A 21,139-nucleotide genomic window follows, 5' to 3' on the forward strand; every position below is an offset into this window, starting at 1 on the left:
TCCGGAGGGACAACCGGCGGTCAACCGGTCAACAGCGTCCGTACCCCGCCCTGGTCGGGCAGCCGGTCGGCGAGCATCCGGTGCGCGTCGCGTACCCGGTGCAGCTCGGCCGGGTCGAACCGGCCGACCACGACCGCCTCGCCGGAGTCCGGCGCCCGGTGCAGGACCCGGCCCTCCGGGTCGTAGACCGCCGCGCCACCGTTGAACCGCCACGGCTGCGCACCGCCGACCGCGTTGGCGAAGACCACGTACATGGTGTTGTCCAGGGCCCGGGCGCGGTAGTAGAGGTCACGGCGGTGTTCGGAGCCGACCAGGTAACCGCTCGGGCAGAGGTAGCCGTGCGCCCCGTCGACCGCGGCGGCCCGCCCGTGCTCCGGGAAACAGCCGTCGTAGCAGATCCCGAGACCGAGCCGCCAACCGTCGACCAGCAGGGTCGCCCCGCACCGGCCCGGAGTGAACAGCGCGTTCTCGTCCGGGCCCCAGAGCTGCTGCTTGGCGTACCCGGAGTGCACCCGGCCCGCGCCGTCCAGCACCAGTGCCGAGCAGGTACGCCGACCGTCGGGATGCCGGACCGACGCGCCGACCACCACCACCGTCCGGCGGTCCCGGGCGACCGTGCGCAGCGGGTCGAGCCGGGGATCGACCACCTCGCCGTCGTCGGCGGCGGCCACGTCGGTGCCGTCGGGGTCGGCGGCCAGGGTCGGCGGATGGTAGGCCGGCAGGAACAACTCCGGAAGGACGACCACCCGGGCTCCGTCGTCGGCGGCCCGCCCGACCAGCCGGGCCGCCGTACCGGCGTTGCCGGCCACGTCGCCGGGCACGGGTTCGGCCTGGACTGCGGCGACGTGCAGCGGTGCGGCCGGCAGCGGCCCGGCGGTGGTGGGGTACGTCACGGCGGCGATGATAACCGCCCGCGAACCGAGGGCCGATCTTGCGAACCGGCCACCGGTGAGGAAAATCGGGCCGTGCCCGACGCCTTCTACCTGCCCACCGACGACCCCGAGCGGTACGTCGCCACCCCGTCGACCGAGGGGCCGTGGAACGCGGACCTGCAACACGCGGGGCCGCCGTGCGCGCTGCTGACCCGGGCGGTGGAACAGGTACCCAGTTCGCTGGACGGGCCGGCCCAGGTGACCCGGCTGACGGTGGAGATCCTCGGCGGGGTACCGGTGGCCGAGGTCGCCGTCCGGGCCACCCTGGTCCGGCCCGGCCGCTCGGTCGAACTCGTCGAGGCCGAACTGCACGCCGCCGGGCGCCCGGTGCTGCGGGCCCGGGCCTGGCGGATCCGCCGTACCCCGGTCGGGCTGCCCGCCGAGGCGGTCGACGCCCCGACGCCGCCACCGCCCCGACCGGCGACACCGTCGGAGTTCACCGAGCCTCGCTGGCAGATCGGCTACCTGCGGGCCGTCGACTGGCGGTTCGTCGATGGCCACTTCGAGCGGCCCGGCCCGTCCTCGGTCTGGGCCCGGCAACGGATCCCGCTGGTCGCCGGAGAGGAACCCAGCCCGCTGCAACGGGTCGCCCTGATCGCCGACTCCGGCAACGGCCTGAGCCGGCTGCTGGACATGGAACAGTGGTGGTTCATCAACACCGAACTGACCCTGCACCTGCACCGCCAGCCGGTCGACGAGTGGGTGCACGTGCGGGCCGGCACGATCCTGGACGAGCAGGGGTTCGGGCTGGCCGAGACGGTGCTCTCCGACGCCGCCGGCCGACTGGGCCGGGGCGCCCAGTCCCTGATGGTCGGCCGCCGACCCGGCTGAGCCGACCGGCTGGTCCCGTGGCCGGTTCCGCAGGCGGTCCCGTGGCTTGAACCGGTGGCTGGTCCCGCTGGCGGTTCCGTGGCTGGTCCCGCAGGCGGTTCCGTGGCTGGTCCCGCCGCCGGTCGGACCGGGCCGGAGGGCCGGCGACCTGGCGCGAGGGGCGACAACCCAAGACGTACGTACGGATTGCATACCCGGTGCTCGCCTGGCACCATCGGGTGGTGCCCAGGGTAAGTCAGGACCAGCTCGACGCCCGCCGTCAGGAGATCCTCGGCGCGGCACGGGCCTGCTTCGCCCGACACGGCTACGAGGGCGCCACCGTGCGGCGGCTCGAAGAGGCGACCGGCCTCTCCCGGGGCGCGATCTTCCACCACTTCCGGGACAAGGACTCACTCTTCCTCGCCGTCGCCGAGGACGACGCCGCCGCGATGGTCGCCACGGTGGCCCGCAACGGCCTGGTGCAGGTCATGCGCGACCTGCTGGCCGGCGCCACCTCACCGGACACCACCGGCTGGCTGGGCAGCCAACTCGAGGTGTCCCGGCGACTGCGCACCGATCCGGCCTTCGCCAGGCGCTGGGCCGAACGCTCGGCGAGTCTCGCCGAGGCCACCCGGGAACGGCTGGCCCGGCAGCGGGACGCCGGGGTGCTGCGCGACGACGTACCGATCGAGACGCTGGCCCGGTTCCTGGAGCTGGCGTACGACGGGCTGGTGCTGCAACTGGCGATGGCCCGCCCGGCCGGCGACCTCGGCCCCGTACTCGACCTCGTCGAGGAGGCGGTCCGCCGGCCGGGTCACTGACGGTCGGCCGCGCTCGGGCGCCGGCCGCCCCTGATTGTCGGCCAGCCCTGATTGTCGGCCAGCCCTGACGGGCGGTCGCGCTTGAGCGCTGGCCGCCCCCGAGCGCCGTTGCCGGCGGAGTCGGGGCGGCGACGCCGAGGTTTGCCGAACCGCGACTCGGAACCCTGGCGTGACCGATCCACAATGAAGGCGGTCCCACCTCGAACGGCTGGAGGTCCCCCCGATGGACGTGCGTGCCGGAGTGCTCCCGACGGACGTGCTGGCGGTGCAGGCCGAGACCTGGGGTGTTCCCGGACCGGCCTTCCTGACCGGCTACCTGACGGTCGCCGGGCTGGTCCTGCTCGGCACCCTGGCCCACCGGCTGGTCGGGTTCGCCGGGCACCGCCCGCACGGGACCGACCTGCTCCATCCCGTGCAACTCGCCTGGCTGGCCGGCGGGGACCGGCTCGCCGTACACGCCACGCTCGGCGGATTGCGGGCCGCAGGGGCGGTCGGCACGACACCGCAACGGCGGCTGGCCGCGACCGGGCCGCTGCCGGTCGGGGCCACACCGCTCGACATCGCCGTGCACCAGGCCGCCGGGCGGGGCGTACGCGGCGGGAAGCTGGTTACTGACGCCGGGGTACGCGCCGCGCTCGCCGACCTCCGCGCCGGCCTCGCCCACACCGGGCTGGCGCTGCCCCGATCGGCCCGGCCGGTCGCCCGGATCGGGCCGGTACTGCTGCTCGGGCTGCTGGCGATCGGTCTGGCCCGGCTGGTCACCGGCCTGCTCGGCGACCAGCCGGTCGGCTACCTCGTGCTCGGCCTGCTCGTGCTGGCTCCCGTCGCACTGGTGCTGCTCTTCGCCGTTCCCCGGCGGACCCGGGCGGCGAACCGGCTGCTGCGCGACCTCCGGCGCCGGCACCATCACCTCGCCCCCCGGCACTCGCCCGCCTACGCCACCTACGGCGCGGCCGGCGCGGCGCTGGGCGTCGCCCTGTTCGGCACGGCGGCGCTGGTCGGATTCGACCCGGCGTTCGCGGCCGAGGCGGAGGTACAGCGCGCGATGAGCGGTACGGCGGCCGGCGGCAGCTCGGGCGGCGGTGACAGTTCCGGTGGCGGCGACGGTTCGGGCAGCGGCTGCGGCGGTGGCGGCTGTGGTGGCTGCGGTGGGTGCGGCGGATGACGACCGTGCACGGAGCAACGGCGGCCGGGGACGGAGGAATAGCCATGGAATCCGGTTACGGCGTGGGGATCGGGTGGCGGCCGGAGATCGCCGGCTTCGTCGCGGACCTGCCCGGCCTGCGGTTCGTCGAGGTGATCGCCGAGTCGGTGCCGGCAACCGGGCCCGCACCGGGGCTGGCCGAGTTGCGGGACCGGGGCGTGGCGGTGGTGCCACACGGGGTACGGCTCTCGCTCGGTGGCGCCGAGCCGGTCGAGCCGGCCCGGGTACGGCAGTTCGCCCGGGCCGCCGAACTGCTGGACGCGCCACTGGCCAGTGAACACATCGCGTTCGTCCGGGCCGGCGGGGTCGAGGCGGGGCACCTGCTGCCGTTGCCGCGTACCCGGGAGGCGGTCGACGCGGTGGTCGGCAACGTCGCCCGGGTGCAGGCCGAGCTGAGCGTTCCACTCGCCCTGGAGCCGATCGCCGCCATCTTCGACTGGCCGGACGACGAGTTGGACGAGGCGGAATTCCTCACCGAGATCCTCGACCGTACCGGCGCGCTGCTGCTGCTCGACATCGCCAACGTCTACGCCAACGCCCGCAACCGGGGCACCGATCCGCTCGACCTGCTGGACCGGCTGCCGTTGGAGCGGATCGGCTACGTACACGTGGCGGGCGGGTCGGCCAGCGACGGGATCTACCACGACACGCACACCGACCCGGTGCCGCAGGAGGTGTTGGACCTGGTCGCCGAACTCTCCGCCCGGCACCGGCCGCCGGCCCTGCTGCTGGAACGCGATGGGCACTATCCGCCGGCCGCCGCCCTGCGCGCCGAACTCGACGCGATCGCCGCCGCCTCCGGCTACCCCACGGTCACCTGAGATGACTGGCGGAACGCGACCGGAAGCCGAGCCCCTCGACCCGTACGTCGATCGGCCGGGGTCGGCGGGCACGCTGGGCGAGCGGCAGGCCGCACTGGTGGCCGCCCTGGTGGCCGGGGCGCCGCTGCCGCCGGGCTTCGACGCCCGGCTGGTCGGGGTGGCCCGCTCGGCGCTGCTGCACAAGCGGTCCGGTGAGGTCGCCCGACACTGGCCGCTGCTCGCCGCCGGTCACGGCCGGCACTGGACGGCCGTCTTCGCGGCCTGGGCCGCCGGTCGGCCGACGTCGGGCTCGATCCGGGACGGCTGGGACCTGGCCCGCCAACTTGCCGCCGAGGGCAGGCTGCCGGCATCCGGCGCCGAGGAGCTGGCCGTCCGGGAGGCCGGCTGGCGGTACGACGGCCGGACCGCGCCCCGCCGTCGACGGCTGCCGACGCTGCGCCGCACCGGAAACGCGGTGGTGGTACAGGTCGCCGGCCGGGTACGGATGTGGATCGTCCCCGGGCTACCCGGGGCGAAGATCGACTCGGCGCCGCCCGGGCCATAGGATCTCCTCCATGGATCTCGGACTCGCGGACCGGGTGTACGTGTTGACCGGCGCCTCGAAGGGACTCGGCTTCGCCACCGCGCGTGCCCTGGTGGCCGACGGTGCCCGGGTGGTGATCTCGGCCCGGGGCGCCGACCAGGTGGCCACGGCGGCACAGCGGCTCGGCCCGCCGGACCGAGTGGTCGGGCTCACCGCCGACCTGACCGACCCGGAGACCGCGCCCCGACTGGTCGACACCGCCCTGGAGCGGTTCGGCCGGCTCGACGGCGCGCTGGTCTCGGTCGGCGGACCACCCCGGGGCACCGCCGCGCAGACCAGTGACGAGCAGTGGCGGATCTCCTTCGAGACGATCTTCCTCGGCACGGTCCGTACCGCCCGTACCGTCGGGGCGGCGCTCTCCACCGGCGGGGCGCTCGGCCTGGTGCTGTCCAACTCCGCCCGCTCGCCGATCACGGGACTCGGCATCTCGAACGGGCTGCGGCCGGGGCTGGCCGGGGTGGCAAAGGACATGGCCGACGAGTACGGTCCGCGCGGCGTACGCGTGGTCAGCCTGCTGCCGGGCCGGATCCTCACCGACCGCAACCGGGAGCTCTTCGCCGCCACCGGTGACCCGGAGCGGGCCCGGGCCGAGGCGGAGGCGGACATCCCGCTGCGTCGGATCGCCGACCCGGACGAGTTCGGCCGGGTGGCCGCGTTCGTGCTCTCCCCCGCCGCCAGTTACCTGACCGGGATCACCCTGCCGGTCGACGGCGGGGCGCTGCGCGGGCTCTGACCCGCCCGGTCCCGCGCACCGCCGACGGGGGCCGACCCGCGTCCGGGCCGGTGCCGACTGCCTCACCCGACTGCTCCGGCCAACGGGCGACGGCACCGACCCGGTTCCGGCGAGGTCGACCAGCCACGCCACCGGCTACAGTTGCCAGCCGGCGTTCCGGAAAGCAGCGTTCTGGAAAGAAGTCTCGATCAAGATGGCGTCCCTGACAGTTTTCAGCATCGCGGCGGCACTCTGCTGCCTGTTCGTGGTGACAGCGGTGGTCGTGGCGGTGGTGTGGGCGGTCAGGCAGAACGGACGGCGCTGACGCCGGCCCGGCGGCGCGGGTTCCGGCCGACTCCGGCCGAGGTGGCGGCGGCAGGCGACCGGCTGCTGCCCGACCTAATCGCCCCGGACCTGGACGTGCTCTTTTGCGGCATCAACCCGGGCCTCTACTCGGCGGCGACCGGGTGGCACTTCGCCCGACCGGGGAACCGGTTCTGGCCGGCGCTGCACCGGGGCGGCTTCACGCCGCACCAGGTCGACCCGGCCGACCAGGCGGAGCTGCTCGACCACGGGCTCGGCATCACCAACCTGGCGGCCCGGGCCAGCGCGCGGGCCGACGAACTGACCCGGGACGAACTCGCCGAGGGTGGCCGGCTGCTGGTCCGCAAGGTCCGGCGGTACCGGCCGCGCTGGGTGGCGATCCTCGGGGTCACCGCGTACCGGACGGCGTTCGAGCGGCGTACGGCGGTGATCGGGCGGCAGCCGGAGACGCTCGGTGGCGCGCAGCTCTGGGTACTGCCGAACCCGAGCGGGCTGAACGCGCACTTCACGGTGCCCGGGTTGGCCGCCGAGTTCGCGGCGCTGCGGGCGGCGGTCTCGGCCGACTCGGTGACCGGTGCCCGGGCGGTCCCGAACAGTGGCGGTCAGGAACAGCGGCAGGTCGGTCAGACCGGGTCGTAGTCGGGGCGCGGCATCATGATCAACGGCTCGGGGCCGACCGCGTCGGTGTGCGGTGCCGGGGAGTCGGCGACCGCGAACTGCGTCCGGTACAGCTCGGCGTAGAGGCCGCCGACGGCGACCAGTTCGTCGTGCCGGCCGCGTTCGACGATCCGTCCGCCGTCCAGCACCAGGATCTGGTCCGCCTCCCGTACGGTCGACAGCCGGTGCGCGATGACCAACGCCGTACGCCCACTCAACGCCACCGACAGCGCCCGCTGCACCGCCGCCTCCGACTCGGAGTCGAGGTGTGCGGTCGCCTCGTCGAGGATCACGATCGACGGGGACTTGAGCAGCAGCCGGGCGATGGCGATGCGCTGCTTCTCCCCGCCGGAGAACCGGTAGCCCCGCTCGCCGACCATGGTGTCGAGCCCGTCCGGCAGCGCCCGGACCAGCTCCTCCACCTGGGCGCCGCGCAGCGCCGCCCAGAGTTCGTCGTCGCTCGCGTCGGGCTTGGCGTAGCGCAGGTTCTCGGCGATCGTCTCGTGGAACAGGTGCGAGTCCTGGGTCACCACCCCGATGGTGTCCCGCAGCGAGTCCAGGGTGGCGTCCCGGACGTCGACGCCGCCGACCCGGACCGCGCCGTCGGTCACGTCGTAGATCCGGGAGACCAGCATCGAGGTGGTGGACTTGCCGGCGCCGGAGGGGCCGACCAGGGCCACCATCTGGCCCGGCTCGACGGTGAACGAGACGCCGCGCAGCACCGGCTCCTGCACCGTACGGTCGAGCGTGGCGACGTCCTCCAGCGAGGCGAGCGACACCTCGGCGGCGGCTGGATAGCGGAACCGCACGTCGGAGAACTCCAGTCGTCCGGCGCCGCGCGGGATGGCCACGGCGTCCGGCTTCTCGGCGATGGACGGGCGCAGGTCGAGCACCTCGAAGACCCGGTCGAACGAGACCAGGGCGCTCATCACGTCCACCCGGACGTTCGACAGCGCGGTCAGCGGGCCGTAGAGGCGGGTGAGCAGCAGGGCGAGCGTCACCACCGTACCGGCGCTGACGTTGCCGCGGACGGCCAGCCAGCCGCCGAGGCCGTAGGTCAGGGCCTGGGCCAGCGAGGCCACCAGCAGCATCGCGACGAAGAAGGTGCGGGAGTACATCGCCGACTGGATGCCGATGTCGCGGACCCGTTCGGCCCGGTCGCCGAACCGCCGCGCCTCGACGTCGGGCCGGCCGAAGAGCTTGACCAGCAGCGCACCGGCCACCCCGAACCGCTCGGTCATGGTGGCGTTCATCTTGGCGTCGAGGTCGTACGACTCCCGGGTGATCTCGGCCAGCCGACGGCCGACCCGGCGGGCCGGAATGATGAAGATCGGCAGCAGCACCAGGGAGAGCGCGGTGATCTGCCAGGAGAGCGTGAACATGACGGCGGCGGTGAGCACGAGCTGGATGATGTTGCTGACCACCCCGGAGAGGGTGCTGGTGAAGGCCCGCTGCGCGCCCGTCACGTCGTTGTTGAGCCGGCTCACCAGCGCCCCGGTCTGGGTACGCGTGAAGAACTGCAACGGCATCCGCTGGACGTGGTCGTAGACCCGGGTCCGCAGGTTGAGGATGATCCCCTCGCCGATCCGGGCCGAGTACCAGCGCTGGACCAGCGAGAGCAGCGCGTCCAGCACCGCGAGACCGGCGATCACCAGGGCGAGCCGGACGACCAGGCCGCCCGCGTCGGTGCCGCCCCGCGAGATGGCGTTGATCACGTCACCGGCGAGGACCGGGGTGGCCACCCCGATGATCGCGGCGAGGACGACGGTGACCAGGAACACCGTGATGTCGCGGCGGTAGGGGCGGGCGAACTCGACGACCCGCCGTACGCTGCGCCGGCTGACCCGGTGCGCGGTCACCTCGTCGCGGTTGCGCAACGCACGCAGCATGTTCCAACCGCCCATGCTGCTACCGGCGCCCATCGGGTTCACCACACGCGACCTCCCAGTCGTGCTCGACGACTACGACAACCGGCGCGGCGGCCCGATTCTTCCCGAATGGTCCTCCTGATCACGCACCACGTCGGGTGATCACGAATCGGCTGATCATGAACTCGGCTGACCGCGACGTCGACTGCGCTCGCCGTCGGCGTACAGCCTATTCGCCGGCTCCGACAAGATCACGCATACGGCGGGTCTGCGCCTCCCGCTCGGCCCGCTGCTGCTCCGCCGGGGAGCGCCCGGCCGCGCCGGCCAGCAGTGCCTTGATCTCCACCACCGCGTCCCGGCTGCCGCTCAGGATCGCCGCGGTCAGGTCCTGGACCGCCGCGTCGAGGTCGTCCGGCGGTACCACCACCGTGGCCAGGCCGAGCCGCTCGGCCTCGGCGGCGTCGATCCGCCGGCCGGTCACGCAGATCTCCAGGGCCCGGGCATAACCGACCAGGTCCACCAGCCGCTTGGTGCCGGCGAGGTCGGGCACCAGACCGAGGGTCACCTCGGCCATCGTGAAGGTGGCGTCCCGGGTCAGCACCCGGAGGTCACAGGCCAGCGCGAGCTGGAAGCCGGCCCCGATGGCGTGCCCCTGGACCGCCGCGACCGAGATCAGGTCGGGGCGGTGCAGCCAGGTGAAGCCGGCCTGGAAGCCGGCGATCCGCTCGGCGCACTCCTCGGGCGGCAACGCGGCCAGCTCGGCCAGCGAGTCGCCCGCCCCGGAGCGCCCGGTGGCCACCGAGAGGTCGAGCCCGGCAGAGAAGGCTCGACCCTCGCCCCGTACCACCACGACGCGTACGCCGCCCGGGAGGTCCCGGGAGAAGTCGTGCATCGCCCGCCACATCTGCGGCGTCTGTGCGTTGAGTACGTCGGGCCGGCACAACGTCACTGTCGCGACCGGCCCGTCGCAATTCAGTCGTACGCCGACGGTCACGAATGGAGCCGTGGGCGTACGGCTCCGGACCAGGCTGCTGAACGGGTCACGCCTTCTTACGACGACGCGCGCCGCCACGCTGACGAAGCTGTACACCAGACTCGGTGAGCACCCGGTGGATGAACCCGTAGGAACGGCCGGTCGAGGCCGCCAGGGCGCGGATGCTTTCGCCGGAGGTATACCGCTTGACCAGGTCCTTGGCGAGCGTCTGGCGCTCGGCTCCGACGATCCGGCGACCCTTCTCAGTGCTGGTGGCTGTGCCAGTGGCTGCCATGTTGATTCCTCACGTCCCAGACTGTGCGGTTCGATACGGTCCCACCTATTAGACCGCCTCGAACGATCATGCGCTAGATATCAACTCTTCGCCAACCGACACGCACAGCAGTGTCGGTTTCCCGATTGAGTGATTGCGCCGCCGAAGCCGTCCACCCCGGCGACCAGGGTTTGCACCCCGTCTCAGCAGGGGTTTCAGGTTTCGGCGGCCGCTGCGCCGGCTCGGGCGGTGCGGTTTTCCCGCCCGCAGGTTGAGTTTCCTTCCACGTCACCCGACTTTCGCCTCATCATCCGGCGAGTTTCGTTCCTCCAACGTCAGGTTTCGGCTCACGGCGTGCGGAGTTTCGTTCCCGGCTCGGATTCCGTCGGGCCGGATTCCACATAATGGTGTTCCACCCGGGAGTGTCGTCTGTGCTCACCGCCGGCAACCCCGAGACATTGTCGTACTGACCGTCCTCATCGTCACCCCGGGGACGGCGGGACGCCCCGCGTCCTGGCAGATCGTCGTCGGTCAGTACGCGGGAATCGCTCCGCCGCTCGGCACCCGGAGCGGCCCCGGCCAGCCCGAGCGGTGCGGGCCAGCCCGAGCGGTGCGGAGCGGCCCGAGCGAGTCGGGCCAGTCCGAGCGATGCGGGCCGGCCCGGCCAGCCGGTGCGGCCTAGGCCAGCTCGACAAGCTCCAGCAGGTCGTCGCTCCAGGCGTCCTCGTCGCCGTCGGGCAGCAGGATCGCCCGGTCGGGCTTGAGCGCGAGCACCGCCCCCGGATCGTGGGTGACCAGCACGATCGCCCCGGGATAGCGGGCGATCGCGTCGAGCACCTGCTCCCGGCTGACCGGGTCGAGGTTGTTCGTCGGCTCGTCCAGCAGCAGCACGTTCGCGCCCGAGCAGACCAGGGTGGCCAGGGCCAGCCGGGTCTTCTCGCCGCCGGAGAGCACCCCGGCCGGCTTGTCCACGTCGTCGCCGGAGAAGAGGAAGGCGCCGAGAATCTTTCGCAGGTCGGTGTCGGTCTGCTCGCTCGCGGCGCTGCGCATGTGGTCCAGCACGCTGCGGTCCACGTCGAGCGTCTCGTGCTCCTGCGCGTAGTAGCCGAGCCGCAGCCCGTGGCCCGGCCGGACCTCGCCGGTGTCGGATTCCAGCAGCCCGCCGAGGATCCGCAGCAGGGTGGTCTTGCCGGCGCCGTTGAGGCCGAGGATCGCCACCCGGGAACCCCGGTCGACGGCCACGTTGACGTCGGTGAAGATCTCCAACGAGCCGTACGACTTGGAGAGGCCGGCCGCGGTCAGCGGCGTCTTGCCGCACGGCGCCGGGCTGGGGAACCGCACCTTGGCCACCCGGTCGGCGACCCGGGCCTCCTCCAGCCCGGAGAGCAGCTTCTCGGCCCGCCGGGCCATGTTCTGCGCGGCCACCGTCTTGGTCGCCTTGGCCCGCATCTTGTCGGCCTGGGCCATCAGCGCGCCGGCCTTCTTCTCGGCGTTGGCCCGCTCCCGGCGGCGGCGCCGCTCGTCGGTCTCCCGCTGCTCCAGGTATTTCTGCCAGCCGACGTTGTAGACGTCCACCACCGAGCGGGTGGCGTCCAGGAACCAGACCTTGTTGACCACGGCCTCCAGCAGCGAGGCGTCGTGGCTGATCACGATCAGGCCGCCCTTGTGCCCGGCGAGGAAGCCGCGCAGCCAGGTGATCGAGTCGGCGTCCAGGTGGTTGGTCGGCTCGTCGAGCAGCAGGATCCCGCCGCCGTTCTCGGCCGCGTCCCGGAACAGGATCCGGGCCAGCTCGACCCGGCGGCGCTGGCCGCCGGAGAGGGTGCCGATGGTCTGTGCGAGGACCCGGTCCGGCAGGCCGAGGTTGGCGCAGATCCGGGCCGCCTCGGCCTCGGCGGCGTACCCGCCGAGGGAGGCGAACTGGTCCTCCAGCGCGCCGTACCGGCGGACCAGCCGGTCGTCGCCGGTGCCGTCGGCGAGCTGCTCCTCGATCTCCTTCATCTGTGCCATCAGCACGTCCAGTCCCCGGGCGGAGAGCACCCGGTCCCGGGCGGTGACGCCCAGGTCGCCGGTGCGCGGGTCCTGTGGCAGGTAGCCGACCTGGCTGCGCCGGTCGAGCTGGCCGGCGTAGGGCTGGCCCTCACCGGCCAGCACCTTGAGGGTGGTGGTCTTGCCGGCACCGTTGCGGCCGACCAGGCCGATCCGGTCGCCGGGCTGGACCCGCAGCGTGGTGTCGGACAGCAGGATCCGGGCGCCGGCACGGAGTTCCAGGCCGCTCGCAGTGATCATGTCGGAGAACTCGCTCTCGGGGTCGAAGGCTGACTCAGGGCACACGAACGAGCCGGCGGACCACGGATCCGTCGGCTCGGGGCGTTCAGCCTTCGCAGAGCAGCACGGTCCGATTGTACCGGGCGCCCGCCGGGAACCGGCGCCGGATTACCGATCAAGATCATCGGGTATCGACATCGGCGACATCCGGCAAGGCATCGGCGGTCAGGGCGATCGGGGTACGGAATGGAACTCAACGAGGACGCACGGATCGATACCAGTCAGGTGGAGGACCGACGCGGCTCCGGCGGCGGCGGGCTGGCCGGGATCCCCATCCCGATCGGCGGTGGCCGGGGCGGACTGGTCGGCCTGGTCGTCGCCGTCCTGGTCGCCCTGGCCGGCGGCGGCTTCGGCCTCAGCCAGCTCACCGGCGGAGGTGGCGAGGAGCAGGGCGACAACACCGTACTGGAGCAGCGGTGCGCCGCCGACGACGCGCTTCGGCAGCTCGACTGCCGCAACACCCTCTTCGTCAACTCGATCCAGGCGTACTGGCAGCGGGCGATGCCGGAGCACTTCGACCGGCCGTACCAGGCGTCCGAGACCGTCTTCTTCGAGCAGGCGGTGAGCACCGGCTGCGGGCAGGCCGACTCCGGGGTCGGGCCGTTCTACTGCCCGCTCGACGACCAGGTCTACATCGACCTGAGCTTCTACCGGGTACTCGCCGAGCAGCTCGGCGCCCCCGGCGAGTTCGCCCAGCCGTACGTGCTGGCGCACGAGTACGGCCACCACGTGCAGGACCTGCTCGGCACCGAGGGCAAGGTACGCGACCAGCGGCAGGCCGATCCCGACGGGGCGAACCGGCTCTCGGTGCTGCTCGAACTCCAGGCCGACTGCTATGCCGGCGCCTGGGCCCGCAACGCCACCGGCACCGCCGACGAGCGGGGCGTGAAGATCTTCACCAGCCTCACCGACCAGGACATCCAGCAGGGCCTGGACACGGCGGCGGCGATCGGCGACGACGCGATCCAACGGAAGTCCGGCGGCCGGATCGACGAGTCGCAGTTCACCCACGGCAGCTCGGCGGACCGGCAGAAGTGGTTCGGCACCGGCTACTCCAGCGGCGACCCGACCGCCTGCGACACCTTCGGCACCGCCCGATAGCAGTCGTAGCGGCAGCGCTTGCTACGGGTCGCGGAGCAGTACCCGTACCGCCCGGGCGGCGGAGATCGCGTCGACCAGTACGGCGTGCCGGGGCTCGGGCACGTCGAGCAGCCGCTCGACCCGCAGGGCCGCCACCGGGGCCAGCCGCCGGTCGGCCAGGATGGTGTCCACCGCCCGCCGATCGCCACCGGCCACCACCGAGTCGAGCCGGCCCACCTCGGGCAGCAGCAGCCGGACGGCCAACTCCGCCCCGTCGGCGGCGGCGGCCTTCGCCTGGTTGTCCCGCCGCCGGGCGAACCGCTGCTGGGACCAGCCGCCGGCCGCGGTGCGGCCCTGCACGTACCGACTGTCCACCTTGGAGACGACCAGCCGGTCGCCGTCGGCGACCCCGACCGCCACGGCGCCCTTGCGGGCCAGCAGCAGACCCAGCCGGCGGGGCGCCTCGGCAGCGGCCAGGAAGGTCGGCAGGTCGGCGGGCAGATCGTCCGGGCCGGGCACGCCCGGCGGCGGGTGGAGGACCGCCACGGTGCCGTCCGGGGCGGCGAGCCGGAGCCCGTCCGGCCCGGCGGTGACCTCGGGCGACCCGCCGTGCCGCTCGGCGAAGCCGTCGAGCCAGCGGGCGAGCCGGGCAGGTGGCACGTCCACCCACCGGCCGCCGCCGGCAGCGGGTCGGCTGTTCATCACCGAACGGTACGACGTCCCGCACCCACACCCACCCGCCGGGGCCCGTTCGGCAGGCCGGGTCGTCAGCTCAGCAGGACGTGGACGGCGAGTACCGCGATCAGGGTGCTGGAGGCGAGGGCGGTGCCGAGCCGGCCCCGGCGACCGGAGAGCACCCGGCCGACCAGCGAACCGCCGGAGGCGACCAGCAACTGCCAGCTCGCCGAGGCGGCGAAGGCGGCGGCCACGAAGACCACCTCCCCGCTGGCCGGCCAGTCAGCGGCGGCCCGCCGACCGAGTACCAGGGCGGCGAAGTAGAGGATCGTCATCGGGTTCAGCAGGGTCAACGCCAGCAGGCCGGCGTACGCCCGGATCGGCGTACCGAGGCTGCGGTCGGTACTGGCCGCCCGGCCGGGATCGGCCCGGTGCCGGACGGCACCCCAGGCACCCGTACCGGCGAGCAGCAGGAGTATGCCGACCGCGATCCAGCGCAGCGGCTCGGCGACCGGCTCGATCAGGCCGGCCAGCGCGGCACCGCCGAGCACGGCGACGGCGGCGTACAGCCCGTCGGCGGTGGCCACCCCGAGGGCGGCGGCTGCGCCGACCCGGATCGAGGTACGCGCGGTCAGCCCGAGTACGAGGATGGCGATGGCGCCGACCGGGACGGCGACGCCGTATCCGGCGAGCAGGCCGGCAACGAGCGCGTCGGTCATGACGGTGTCGGGGTGATCGAGGCCGGCCAGGTGCGCTTCCACTGTCGCCGGTCGGCCCGGACGGCCACGACGACAGAGCCGGAGGTGCACGAGGAAGTCCTGATCACGCGACGATTCTGGCCCAGCCGGCGGGCAGCCGCGACGGATTATCCGTACCGTCGGAACCGCTGATCCAGGGCTATCTATCGAGCCGGGGAACTGACTACCATCCAGTAGGCGAATGATGCTCACATTCGGCCGTACCCGGCGGAAGGATCTTCGATGGCCCACCGTCCCCGACGCCGCGCCGTCGCCGGGATCGCGCTGCTCAGCGCGGCCCTGCTCGCGGTGACCGCCGCCCCTGCCCCGGCCGCCCCGGCGACCGCGCCCGCCGGCCCGCTCGGCACGACCGCCGCGCCCGCCGCCGCACCGGCAGTTTCCGCCTTCGCGGCGAACGACCACTGCCTCGGCGAGTGCGCCGACATCCTGCCGCCGGGCCAGAACGGCAACGCCACCCTGGTCGAGGTGCTCGCCAACCAGGCGCTCGGAGTGCTGCCCCGGCACGCGGGCGACCAGCTCGACCGGTACGCCAGTCTGGTCTACGGCTACGCCGGTCTGCGCGAGGACCAGCTCGGCGCGTTCTTCAACGACGCGTCCTTCGGAGTGCCGCCCGGCCAGGTCGAACGCAGCTACTCGCCGCGCGCCGACGTCACCGTGCTGCGGGACCGGGCGACCGGCGTCCCGCACGTCACCGGTACGACCCGGGGCGGCACCATGTTCGGCGCCGGGTACGTCGGCGCGGAGGACCGGCTCTTCACCATGGACCTGCTCCGGCACGTCGGCCGGGGCACGCTCACCCCGTTCGCGGGCGGTGCACCGGGCAACCGGGCACTGGAGCAGAGCGTCTGGCGGAACTCGCCGTACACCGAGGCGGACCTGGCCGCCCAGGTCGCGGCGCTGCGCCAGCGCGGTCCCCGGGGCGAGCAGCTCTACACCGACGTGCAGGAGTACATCGCCGGGATCAACGCGTACATCCGGCACTGCATGGCGAACCGGAACTGCCCCGGCGAGTACGTCCTCACCGGACACCTGGACGCGATCACCAACGCGGGCGGGCCGGAGCCGTTCCAGATGACCGACCTGATCGCGATCTCCGGCGTGGTCGGCGGGCTGTTCGGCGGCGGTGGCGGGCACGAGATGGAGTCGGCGCTGGTCCGGATCGCCGCCCGGGCGAAGTACGGGCCGGTCGAGGGCGACCGGGTGTGGACGGCGTTCCGACAGCAGAACAACCCGGAGACGGTCCTCACCCTGCACGACGGGCAGAGCTTCCCGTACGGCGCCGCCGACCCGGACGCGCCCAGCGTGGTGCTGCCGGACGCCGGCTCCGCCCGGCCGGAGGCGGTCACCGCCAACCCCACCGGCTCGGCCCGACAGGCCACCGGCGGACCGTCCGAACTGGCCGCCGCGCTCTCCGGGCTGACCGTCACCCCGCGCGGGATGTCGAACGCCGCCGTGATCTCCGGCGCGCACTCCACCAGCGGGCATCCGATCGCCGTCTTCGGACCGCAGACCGGCTACTTCGCGCCGCAACTGCTGATGGTGCAGGAGTTGCAGGGCCCGGGGATCAGCGCCCGGGGCGCCGCGTTCGCCGGGGTCAACCTCTACGTGCTGCTCGGCCGGGGCCAGGACTACGCCTGGAGCGCCACCTCCGCCACCCAGGACATCACCGACACCTACGCCGTGCCGCTGTGCACCACCGACGGCAGCGCCCCGACGCTGGCCAGCAACTCCTACCGCTATCGGGGACAGTGCCTGGCGATGGAGGAGATCTCGCACGTCAACTCGTGGCAGCCGACGGTCGCGGACGGCACGGCGGCCGGCTCGTACACGATGGTCGCCCGGCGGACCAGGCTGGGGCTGGTGGGCTGGCGGGGCACGGTCGGCGGGGTGCCGCACGCGTTCACCCAGCTCCGGTCGACGTACCGGCACGAGGCCGACTCGGCGATCGGGTTCCAGATGTTCAACGACCCCGCCGCGATGGGCACCGCCGCCCAGTTCACCAGCGCCGCCGCCGAGATCGGGTACGCCTTCAACTGGTTCTACGTCAACTCGCGCCAGTCGGCGTACTACAACTCGGGGCTGAACCCGGTCCGGGCCGCCGGCAGCAACCCGAACCTGCCGATGCGGGCCGAGCCGGCGTACGAGTGGCAGGGTTTCGACGCAGGCACCAACACCGCCGCCTACCACCCCGCGTCGGCGCACCCGAACTCCGTCGACCAGGACTACTACGTGAGCTGGAACAACAAGCCGGCCGCCGACTACGGCGCCGCGGACGGCAACTTCAGCTTCGGCCCAGTGCACCGGGGCGACCTGCTGGACAAGCCGATCCGGGCCGCGCTCGACGCCGGGCAGAAGTTCGACCGCGCCTCGCTGACCGCGCTGGTGCAGCGGGCCGGGCTGACCGACCTGCGCGGGATCGAGGTGCTCGACGAGCTGGTCCGGGTGCTGGAGAGCCAGCCGGTCACCGACGCCGGGTTGACCGCGACGATCGGCCGGCTCAAGGCGTGGCGGCAGGCCGGGGCGCTCCGGGTGGAGACCTCGGCCGGGTCGAAGACCTACCAGCACGCCGAGGCGATCCGGGTCTTCGACGCCTGGTGGCCGCTGCTGGTCCGGGGGCAGTTCGCCGGGCCGCTCGGCAGCGGGCTCTACCAGGCGCTGGTGAACGCGATGCAGATCAACGAGTCACCCTCCGGGCACCAGCAGGGCGACACCTCGGACCTGCCCGGTTCGGCCGCCGCCGCGCAGACGCACAAGGGCTCGTCCTTCCAGTACGGCTGGTGGGGCTATGTCGACGCCGACCTGCGGGCGGTGCTCGGCGAGCCGGTCTCCGGCGGGCTCGGCCGGACGTACTGCGGGGACGGCGCTCTGGCCGCCTGTCGGCAGATGCTGCTGGACACGCTGCGCACCGCCGCCGCCCAGCCGGCCGGTGCGGTCTATCCCGGTGACGAGCACTGCGCCGCCGGGGACCAGTGGTGCGCCGACGCCATCGTGCAGTCCCCGCTGGGCGGGATCCGGCACCCCGCCATCGCCTGGCAGAACCGGCCGACGTACCAGCAGGTGGTGTCGTTCCCGGCCGGGCGCGGCGACGACCTGGGCAACCTCGCCGTCGGGCGGCCGGTCTCCGCGTCCAGCAACCAGCTCGGCAACGGCGCCGCCCGCGCGGTGGACGGCGATCCGGGTACCCGTTGGGCCAGCTCCTGGTCCGACAACCAGTCGATCACCGTCGACCTCGGCTCGGCCCGTACCGTCGGCCGGGTGGTGCTGCACTGGGAGGCGGCGTACGCGCGGTCGTACCGGATCGAGGTCTCCACCGACGGCACCACCTGGCGTCCGGTCTGGTCGACCACGGCCGGCGACGGCGGCACCGACAACAACGCCTTCCCCGCCACGACGGCCCGCTACCTGCGGATGCAGGGCCTCACCCGGGCCACCGGCTACGGCCTCTCCCTCTGGGAGTTCCAGGCGTACCCGCACTGAGTCAGGGGATCAGCCTGTCGAGCAGCTCGAAGGTCTCGTACGGCTGGTCGATGTCGCCGAAGTGCCCGTCGTCGCGGACGATCTGCGTGCCGCCGAGCCGCTCGAACATGGCGCGTCCCTGCCGCTCGTCGCACCCGTAGGGATCGCGCCGGGAGTTGACGAAGTAGATGTCGCGGACGCTCGCCCTGATCGCGGCCCAGTCGTAGGCCGGTTGCAGCACGGGTTCGTCGTCGGTGTTCGGCTGGGTCGAGTAGCCGGCCACCAGAATCGCCTGGGAGACCGTGGTGTCGAGGTGCTCCAGCAGCGCCAGCAGCAGCGCCGCGCCCCCGGAGTGCCCCACCAGCACCGTCTGCTCGTCGAACTCGTGGTCGGCCAGCACCTTCGGCAGGAACGTGGCGATCGGTTCCACGTTCAGGCCGGGATAGTGCGGGATCTCCACGGCATATCCCCGCTCGGCCAGTCGCCGACCCAGCCACGGGTACCAGACGACGCCGGGGTTCGCCCCCGTGCCGTGGAAGATGATCGCCTTCCGTGCCACCGGATCGTCCTCTCGCCGTACTCCGGGAAAGCCCACCGGAAAAGTCTCGACGGCCCGTGGCCGCACAGGCGACCGCAGGCCGTCGAGGAGCCGCCGGATCGGCTCAGACGTTGAAGCCGAGGGCGCGGAGCTGGTCGCGGCCCTCGTCGGTGATCTTGTCCGGGCCCCACGGGGGAAGCCAGACCCAGTTGATCCGGATGTCGTTGACGAGACCGCCGCCGGGGCCGGTGGTCAGCGCCGACCGGGCCTGGTCCTCGATCACGTCGGTCAGCGGGCAGGCCGCCGAGGTGAGCGTCATGTCCAGGGTCGCCACGTTCTCGTCGTCGACGTGCACGCCGTAGACCAGACCCAGGTCGACCACGTTGATGCCCAGCTCGGGGTCGACGACGTCCTTCATCGCCTCTTCGATGTCCGCGACCGCCGCCTTGCCAGCCGCACCGGTCGCACCGTCCACACCGGTCGACTCGGCCGACGGGGCCTTCGTGTCCTGATCAGTCATGCCGTCTTCACCTCGCTCCGCTCGTTACTGTCCTCGTCGCCGGCCTCGACGTCCACGCCCGCCCGGGCCGCCGCGTCCTTGAACGCCATCCACGGCAGCAGCGCACACTTCACCCGGGCCGGATAGCGGGCCACCCCGGCGAACGCCACCGCGTCGCCGAGCAGCTCCTCGTCCGGAGTCACCTGACCCCGCCCCGACATCAGCTCGACGAACGCGGCGTGCACCTCGAACGCCTGCCCGGTGTCCCGGCCGGTGAGCAGTTCGTGCAGCACGCTCGCCGATGCCTGGCTGATCGAGCAACCCATTCCGTCGTACGACACGTCACTGAGCGTGTCGTCGTCCAGGGCCACCCGGATGGTCACCTCGTCCCCGCAGGTGGGGTTCACGTGGTGCGCCTCGGCGGCGTACGGCTCGCGCAGCCCCCGGCCGTGCGGATGCTTGTAGTGATCCAGGATGATCTCCTGGTAAAGCTGGTCGACCTGCATTACCCGAACACCTTCCGTACCTGTTCCAGCCCGCGCACCAAGGCATCGACCTCACCGGTCGTGGTGTACAGGTAGAACGAGGCGCGGGTCGTCGCCGGTACGCCGAACCGGACGCAGACCGGTCGCGCACAGTGATGGCCCACCCGCACCTCGACGCCCTCCGCGTCCAGCACCTGACCGACGTCGTGCGGGTGGATGCCGTCCAGTGCGAACGAGATCGTCCCGCCCCGGCCCACCGGTACGGTCGGACCGAAGATCCGCAGCCCGGGGACCGTCGCCAGCGCGTCCAGCGCGTACGCGGTCAGCTCCTTCTCGTGCCACTGGATCGCCCGCATGCCGATCCCGGTCAGGTAGTCCACCGCCGCGCCCAGCGCCACCGCCTCGGCGATCGGCGGGGTACCCGCCTCGAACCGGGCCGGCGGCGGGGCGTACGTCGAGCCGGACATGCTGACCGTCTCGATCATCGAACCGCCGCCGAAGACCGGTGGCATCGCGGCCAGCAGCTCCGCCCGGCCCCAGAGCACCCCGATGCCGCTCGGCGCGCACATCTTGTGCCCGGTGAAGGCGATGAAGTCGGCGTCCAGGTCGACCACGTCGACCGGCAGGTGCGGCACCGACTGCGAGCAGTCGAGCAGCAGCAGCGCACCGACCTGCCGGACCCGCTCGGTGATCCGGGCGGTGGCGTTGACCGTGCCGAGGATGTTGGACATGTGCACGAACGAGACCAGCTTGGTCCGCTCGTTGACCAGCTCCTCCAGCCCGGACTCGTCCAGCCGGCCGCCGTCGGTGACCGGGAACCAGCGCAGCGTGGCGCCGGTACGCTCGCAGAGGAGCTGCCACGGCACGATGTTCGAGTGGTGCTCCATCTCGGAGATCACGATCTCGTCGCCGGGGCCGAGCCGGAACCGCGGGTCGCCGCCCGCGCCGACCGAGGCGTTGGAGAAGGCGTACGCGACCAGGTTGATCGCCTCGGTGGAGTTCTTGGTGAACACCACCTCGTCCGGGCTCGGCGCGTTGATGAAGGCCGCGACCTTCGCCCGGGCCCCCTCGTACGCCTCGGTCGCCTCGGTGCCGACGGTGTGCACCGAGCGGGAGACGTTGCCGTTGTGCCGCTCGTAGTGCGCGCGCAGCACGTCCAGCACCTGGAGGGGCTTCTGCGAGGTGTTCGCGCTGTCGAGGTAGACCATCGGGTGGCCGTTGACCTCGCGTCCCAGGATCGGGAAGTCCGCGCGTACCGCCTCGACGTCGTAGCGCGGCACGTCGTCGTACTGTGGCATCCCCGGCGGGATCGCGATCGTGGTCATCTCGACGGTGCCCTTCCGG

Annotated in this window: 20 protein-coding genes; 9 read left to right on the top strand and 11 right to left on the bottom strand. The window is 72.8% G+C overall.

All coding sequences use genetic code 11. The annotated features are described in order from the left end of the window. Nucleotides 1-20: 20 nt before the first annotated feature. Nucleotides 21-893 carry a carbon-nitrogen hydrolase family protein gene (locus tag Pen02_RS39170; protein WP_203871261.1) on the bottom strand — a complete coding sequence of 291 codons (873 nt, stop codon included), beginning with the start codon at nt 891-893 and terminating at the stop codon, nt 21-23. Between the two features lie 72 nt (nt 894-965). On the opposite strand from Pen02_RS39170, the gene Pen02_RS39175 reads away from it, so the two are divergent. From Pen02_RS39175 to mug, 7 genes are all read left to right on the top strand, one after another. After that, nucleotides 966-1,763, top strand: a complete 798-nt coding sequence (locus tag Pen02_RS39175) for a thioesterase family protein (protein ID WP_203871262.1) — start codon at nt 966-968, stop codon at nt 1,761-1,763. Nucleotides 1,764-1,984: 221 nt separating this feature from the next. Next, nucleotides 1,985-2,563, top strand: coding sequence for a TetR/AcrR family transcriptional regulator (locus Pen02_RS39180; protein WP_203871263.1), 579 nt, complete (start codon nt 1,985-1,987; stop codon nt 2,561-2,563). Between the two features lie 223 nt (nt 2,564-2,786). Next, nucleotides 2,787-3,728 carry a TIGR04222 domain-containing membrane protein gene (locus Pen02_RS39185; protein ID WP_203871264.1) on the top strand — a complete coding sequence of 314 codons (942 nt, stop codon included), beginning with the start codon at nt 2,787-2,789 and terminating at the stop codon, nt 3,726-3,728. 44 nt (nt 3,729-3,772) lie between these two features. Then, the gene (locus Pen02_RS39190; RefSeq protein ID WP_203871265.1) at nt 3,773-4,588 is read left to right on the top strand and encodes an MbnB/TglH/ChrH family RiPP precursor modification enzyme; all 816 of its coding nucleotides are present in this window, start codon (nt 3,773-3,775) and stop codon (nt 4,586-4,588) included. A gap of 1 nt (nt 4,589) precedes the next feature. Continuing rightward, complete coding sequence (locus Pen02_RS39195) at nt 4,590-5,132, top strand: SCO6045 C-terminal-like domain-containing protein (RefSeq protein WP_239141984.1); 543 nt, start codon at nt 4,590-4,592, stop codon at nt 5,130-5,132. Nucleotides 5,133-5,142: 10 nt separating this feature from the next. Next, a complete protein-coding gene (locus Pen02_RS39200; RefSeq protein ID WP_203871266.1) occupies nt 5,143-5,904 on the top strand; it encodes an SDR family oxidoreductase in 762 nt (253 codons plus the stop codon). A gap of 273 nt (nt 5,905-6,177) precedes the next feature. Beyond that, nucleotides 6,178-6,846, top strand: coding sequence for a G/U mismatch-specific DNA glycosylase (gene mug, locus Pen02_RS39205; protein ID WP_203871267.1), 669 nt, complete (start codon nt 6,178-6,180; stop codon nt 6,844-6,846). Here the strand turns inward: mug and Pen02_RS39210 are convergent. From Pen02_RS39210 to Pen02_RS39225, 4 genes are all read right to left on the bottom strand, one after another. Continuing rightward, a complete protein-coding gene (locus Pen02_RS39210) occupies nt 6,831-8,786 on the bottom strand; it encodes an ABC transporter ATP-binding protein (RefSeq protein WP_203871268.1) in 1,956 nt (651 codons plus the stop codon). The genes mug and Pen02_RS39210 overlap by 16 nt on opposite strands. A 175-nt stretch (nt 8,787-8,961) precedes the next feature. Next, on the bottom strand, nt 8,962-9,726 hold the full coding sequence (locus Pen02_RS39215; protein ID WP_203871269.1) for an enoyl-CoA hydratase/isomerase family protein: 765 nt from the start codon (nt 9,724-9,726) through the stop codon (nt 8,962-8,964). Nucleotides 9,727-9,772: 46 nt separating this feature from the next. Continuing rightward, complete coding sequence (locus tag Pen02_RS39220) at nt 9,773-10,000, bottom strand: helix-turn-helix domain-containing protein (RefSeq protein ID WP_007462679.1); 228 nt, start codon at nt 9,998-10,000, stop codon at nt 9,773-9,775. A gap of 657 nt (nt 10,001-10,657) precedes the next feature. Next, on the bottom strand, nt 10,658-12,265 hold the full coding sequence (locus tag Pen02_RS39225) for an ABC-F family ATP-binding cassette domain-containing protein (protein ID WP_203871270.1): 1,608 nt from the start codon (nt 12,263-12,265) through the stop codon (nt 10,658-10,660). A 225-nt stretch (nt 12,266-12,490) separates the two neighbouring features. On the opposite strand from Pen02_RS39225, the gene ypfJ reads away from it, so the two are divergent. Continuing rightward, nucleotides 12,491-13,405 carry a KPN_02809 family neutral zinc metallopeptidase gene (ypfJ, locus tag Pen02_RS39230; protein ID WP_203871271.1) on the top strand — a complete coding sequence of 305 codons (915 nt, stop codon included), beginning with the start codon at nt 12,491-12,493 and terminating at the stop codon, nt 13,403-13,405. Between the two features lie 21 nt (nt 13,406-13,426). Here ypfJ and Pen02_RS39235 read toward each other — a convergent pair whose 3' ends face one another. Continuing rightward, entirely contained in the window at nt 13,427-14,086 is a 660-nt protein-coding gene (locus Pen02_RS39235; RefSeq protein ID WP_275413664.1) for an acVLRF1 family peptidyl-tRNA hydrolase, read from the bottom strand. Nucleotides 14,087-14,151: 65 nt separating this feature from the next. Next, nucleotides 14,152-14,778 (bottom strand): LysE family transporter, encoded by a 627-nt coding sequence (locus Pen02_RS39240; RefSeq protein WP_203871272.1) that lies wholly within the window; start codon nt 14,776-14,778, stop codon nt 14,152-14,154. A gap of 261 nt (nt 14,779-15,039) precedes the next feature. Here Pen02_RS39240 and Pen02_RS39245 point away from each other — a divergent pair, with 261 nt between their 5' ends. Further along, nucleotides 15,040-18,294 (top strand): penicillin acylase family protein, encoded by a 3,255-nt coding sequence (locus Pen02_RS39245; RefSeq protein WP_203871273.1) that lies wholly within the window; start codon nt 15,040-15,042, stop codon nt 18,292-18,294. Between the two features lies 1 nt (nt 18,295). Here Pen02_RS39245 and Pen02_RS39250 read toward each other — a convergent pair whose 3' ends face one another. The 4 genes from Pen02_RS39250 to Pen02_RS39265 form a co-directional block, all read right to left on the bottom strand. Then, on the bottom strand, nt 18,296-18,832 hold the full coding sequence (locus Pen02_RS39250) for an alpha/beta fold hydrolase (RefSeq protein WP_203871274.1): 537 nt from the start codon (nt 18,830-18,832) through the stop codon (nt 18,296-18,298). Between the two features lie 103 nt (nt 18,833-18,935). Continuing rightward, nucleotides 18,936-19,331 (bottom strand): metal-sulfur cluster assembly factor, encoded by a 396-nt coding sequence (locus tag Pen02_RS39255; RefSeq protein ID WP_203871275.1) that lies wholly within the window; start codon nt 19,329-19,331, stop codon nt 18,936-18,938. Next, on the bottom strand, nt 19,328-19,816 hold the full coding sequence (sufU, locus tag Pen02_RS39260; protein WP_203871276.1) for a Fe-S cluster assembly sulfur transfer protein SufU: 489 nt from the start codon (nt 19,814-19,816) through the stop codon (nt 19,328-19,330). The genes Pen02_RS39255 and sufU overlap by 4 nt, the downstream gene beginning before the upstream one ends. Continuing rightward, a complete protein-coding gene (locus Pen02_RS39265; protein ID WP_203871277.1) occupies nt 19,816-21,120 on the bottom strand; it encodes a cysteine desulfurase in 1,305 nt (434 codons plus the stop codon). The genes sufU and Pen02_RS39265 overlap by 1 nt, the downstream gene beginning before the upstream one ends. Nucleotides 21,121-21,139 lie beyond the last annotated feature (19 nt).

It is taken from the genome of Plantactinospora endophytica, from assembly GCF_016862915.1.
Lineage (GTDB): Bacteria > Actinomycetota > Actinomycetes > Mycobacteriales > Micromonosporaceae > Plantactinospora > Plantactinospora endophytica.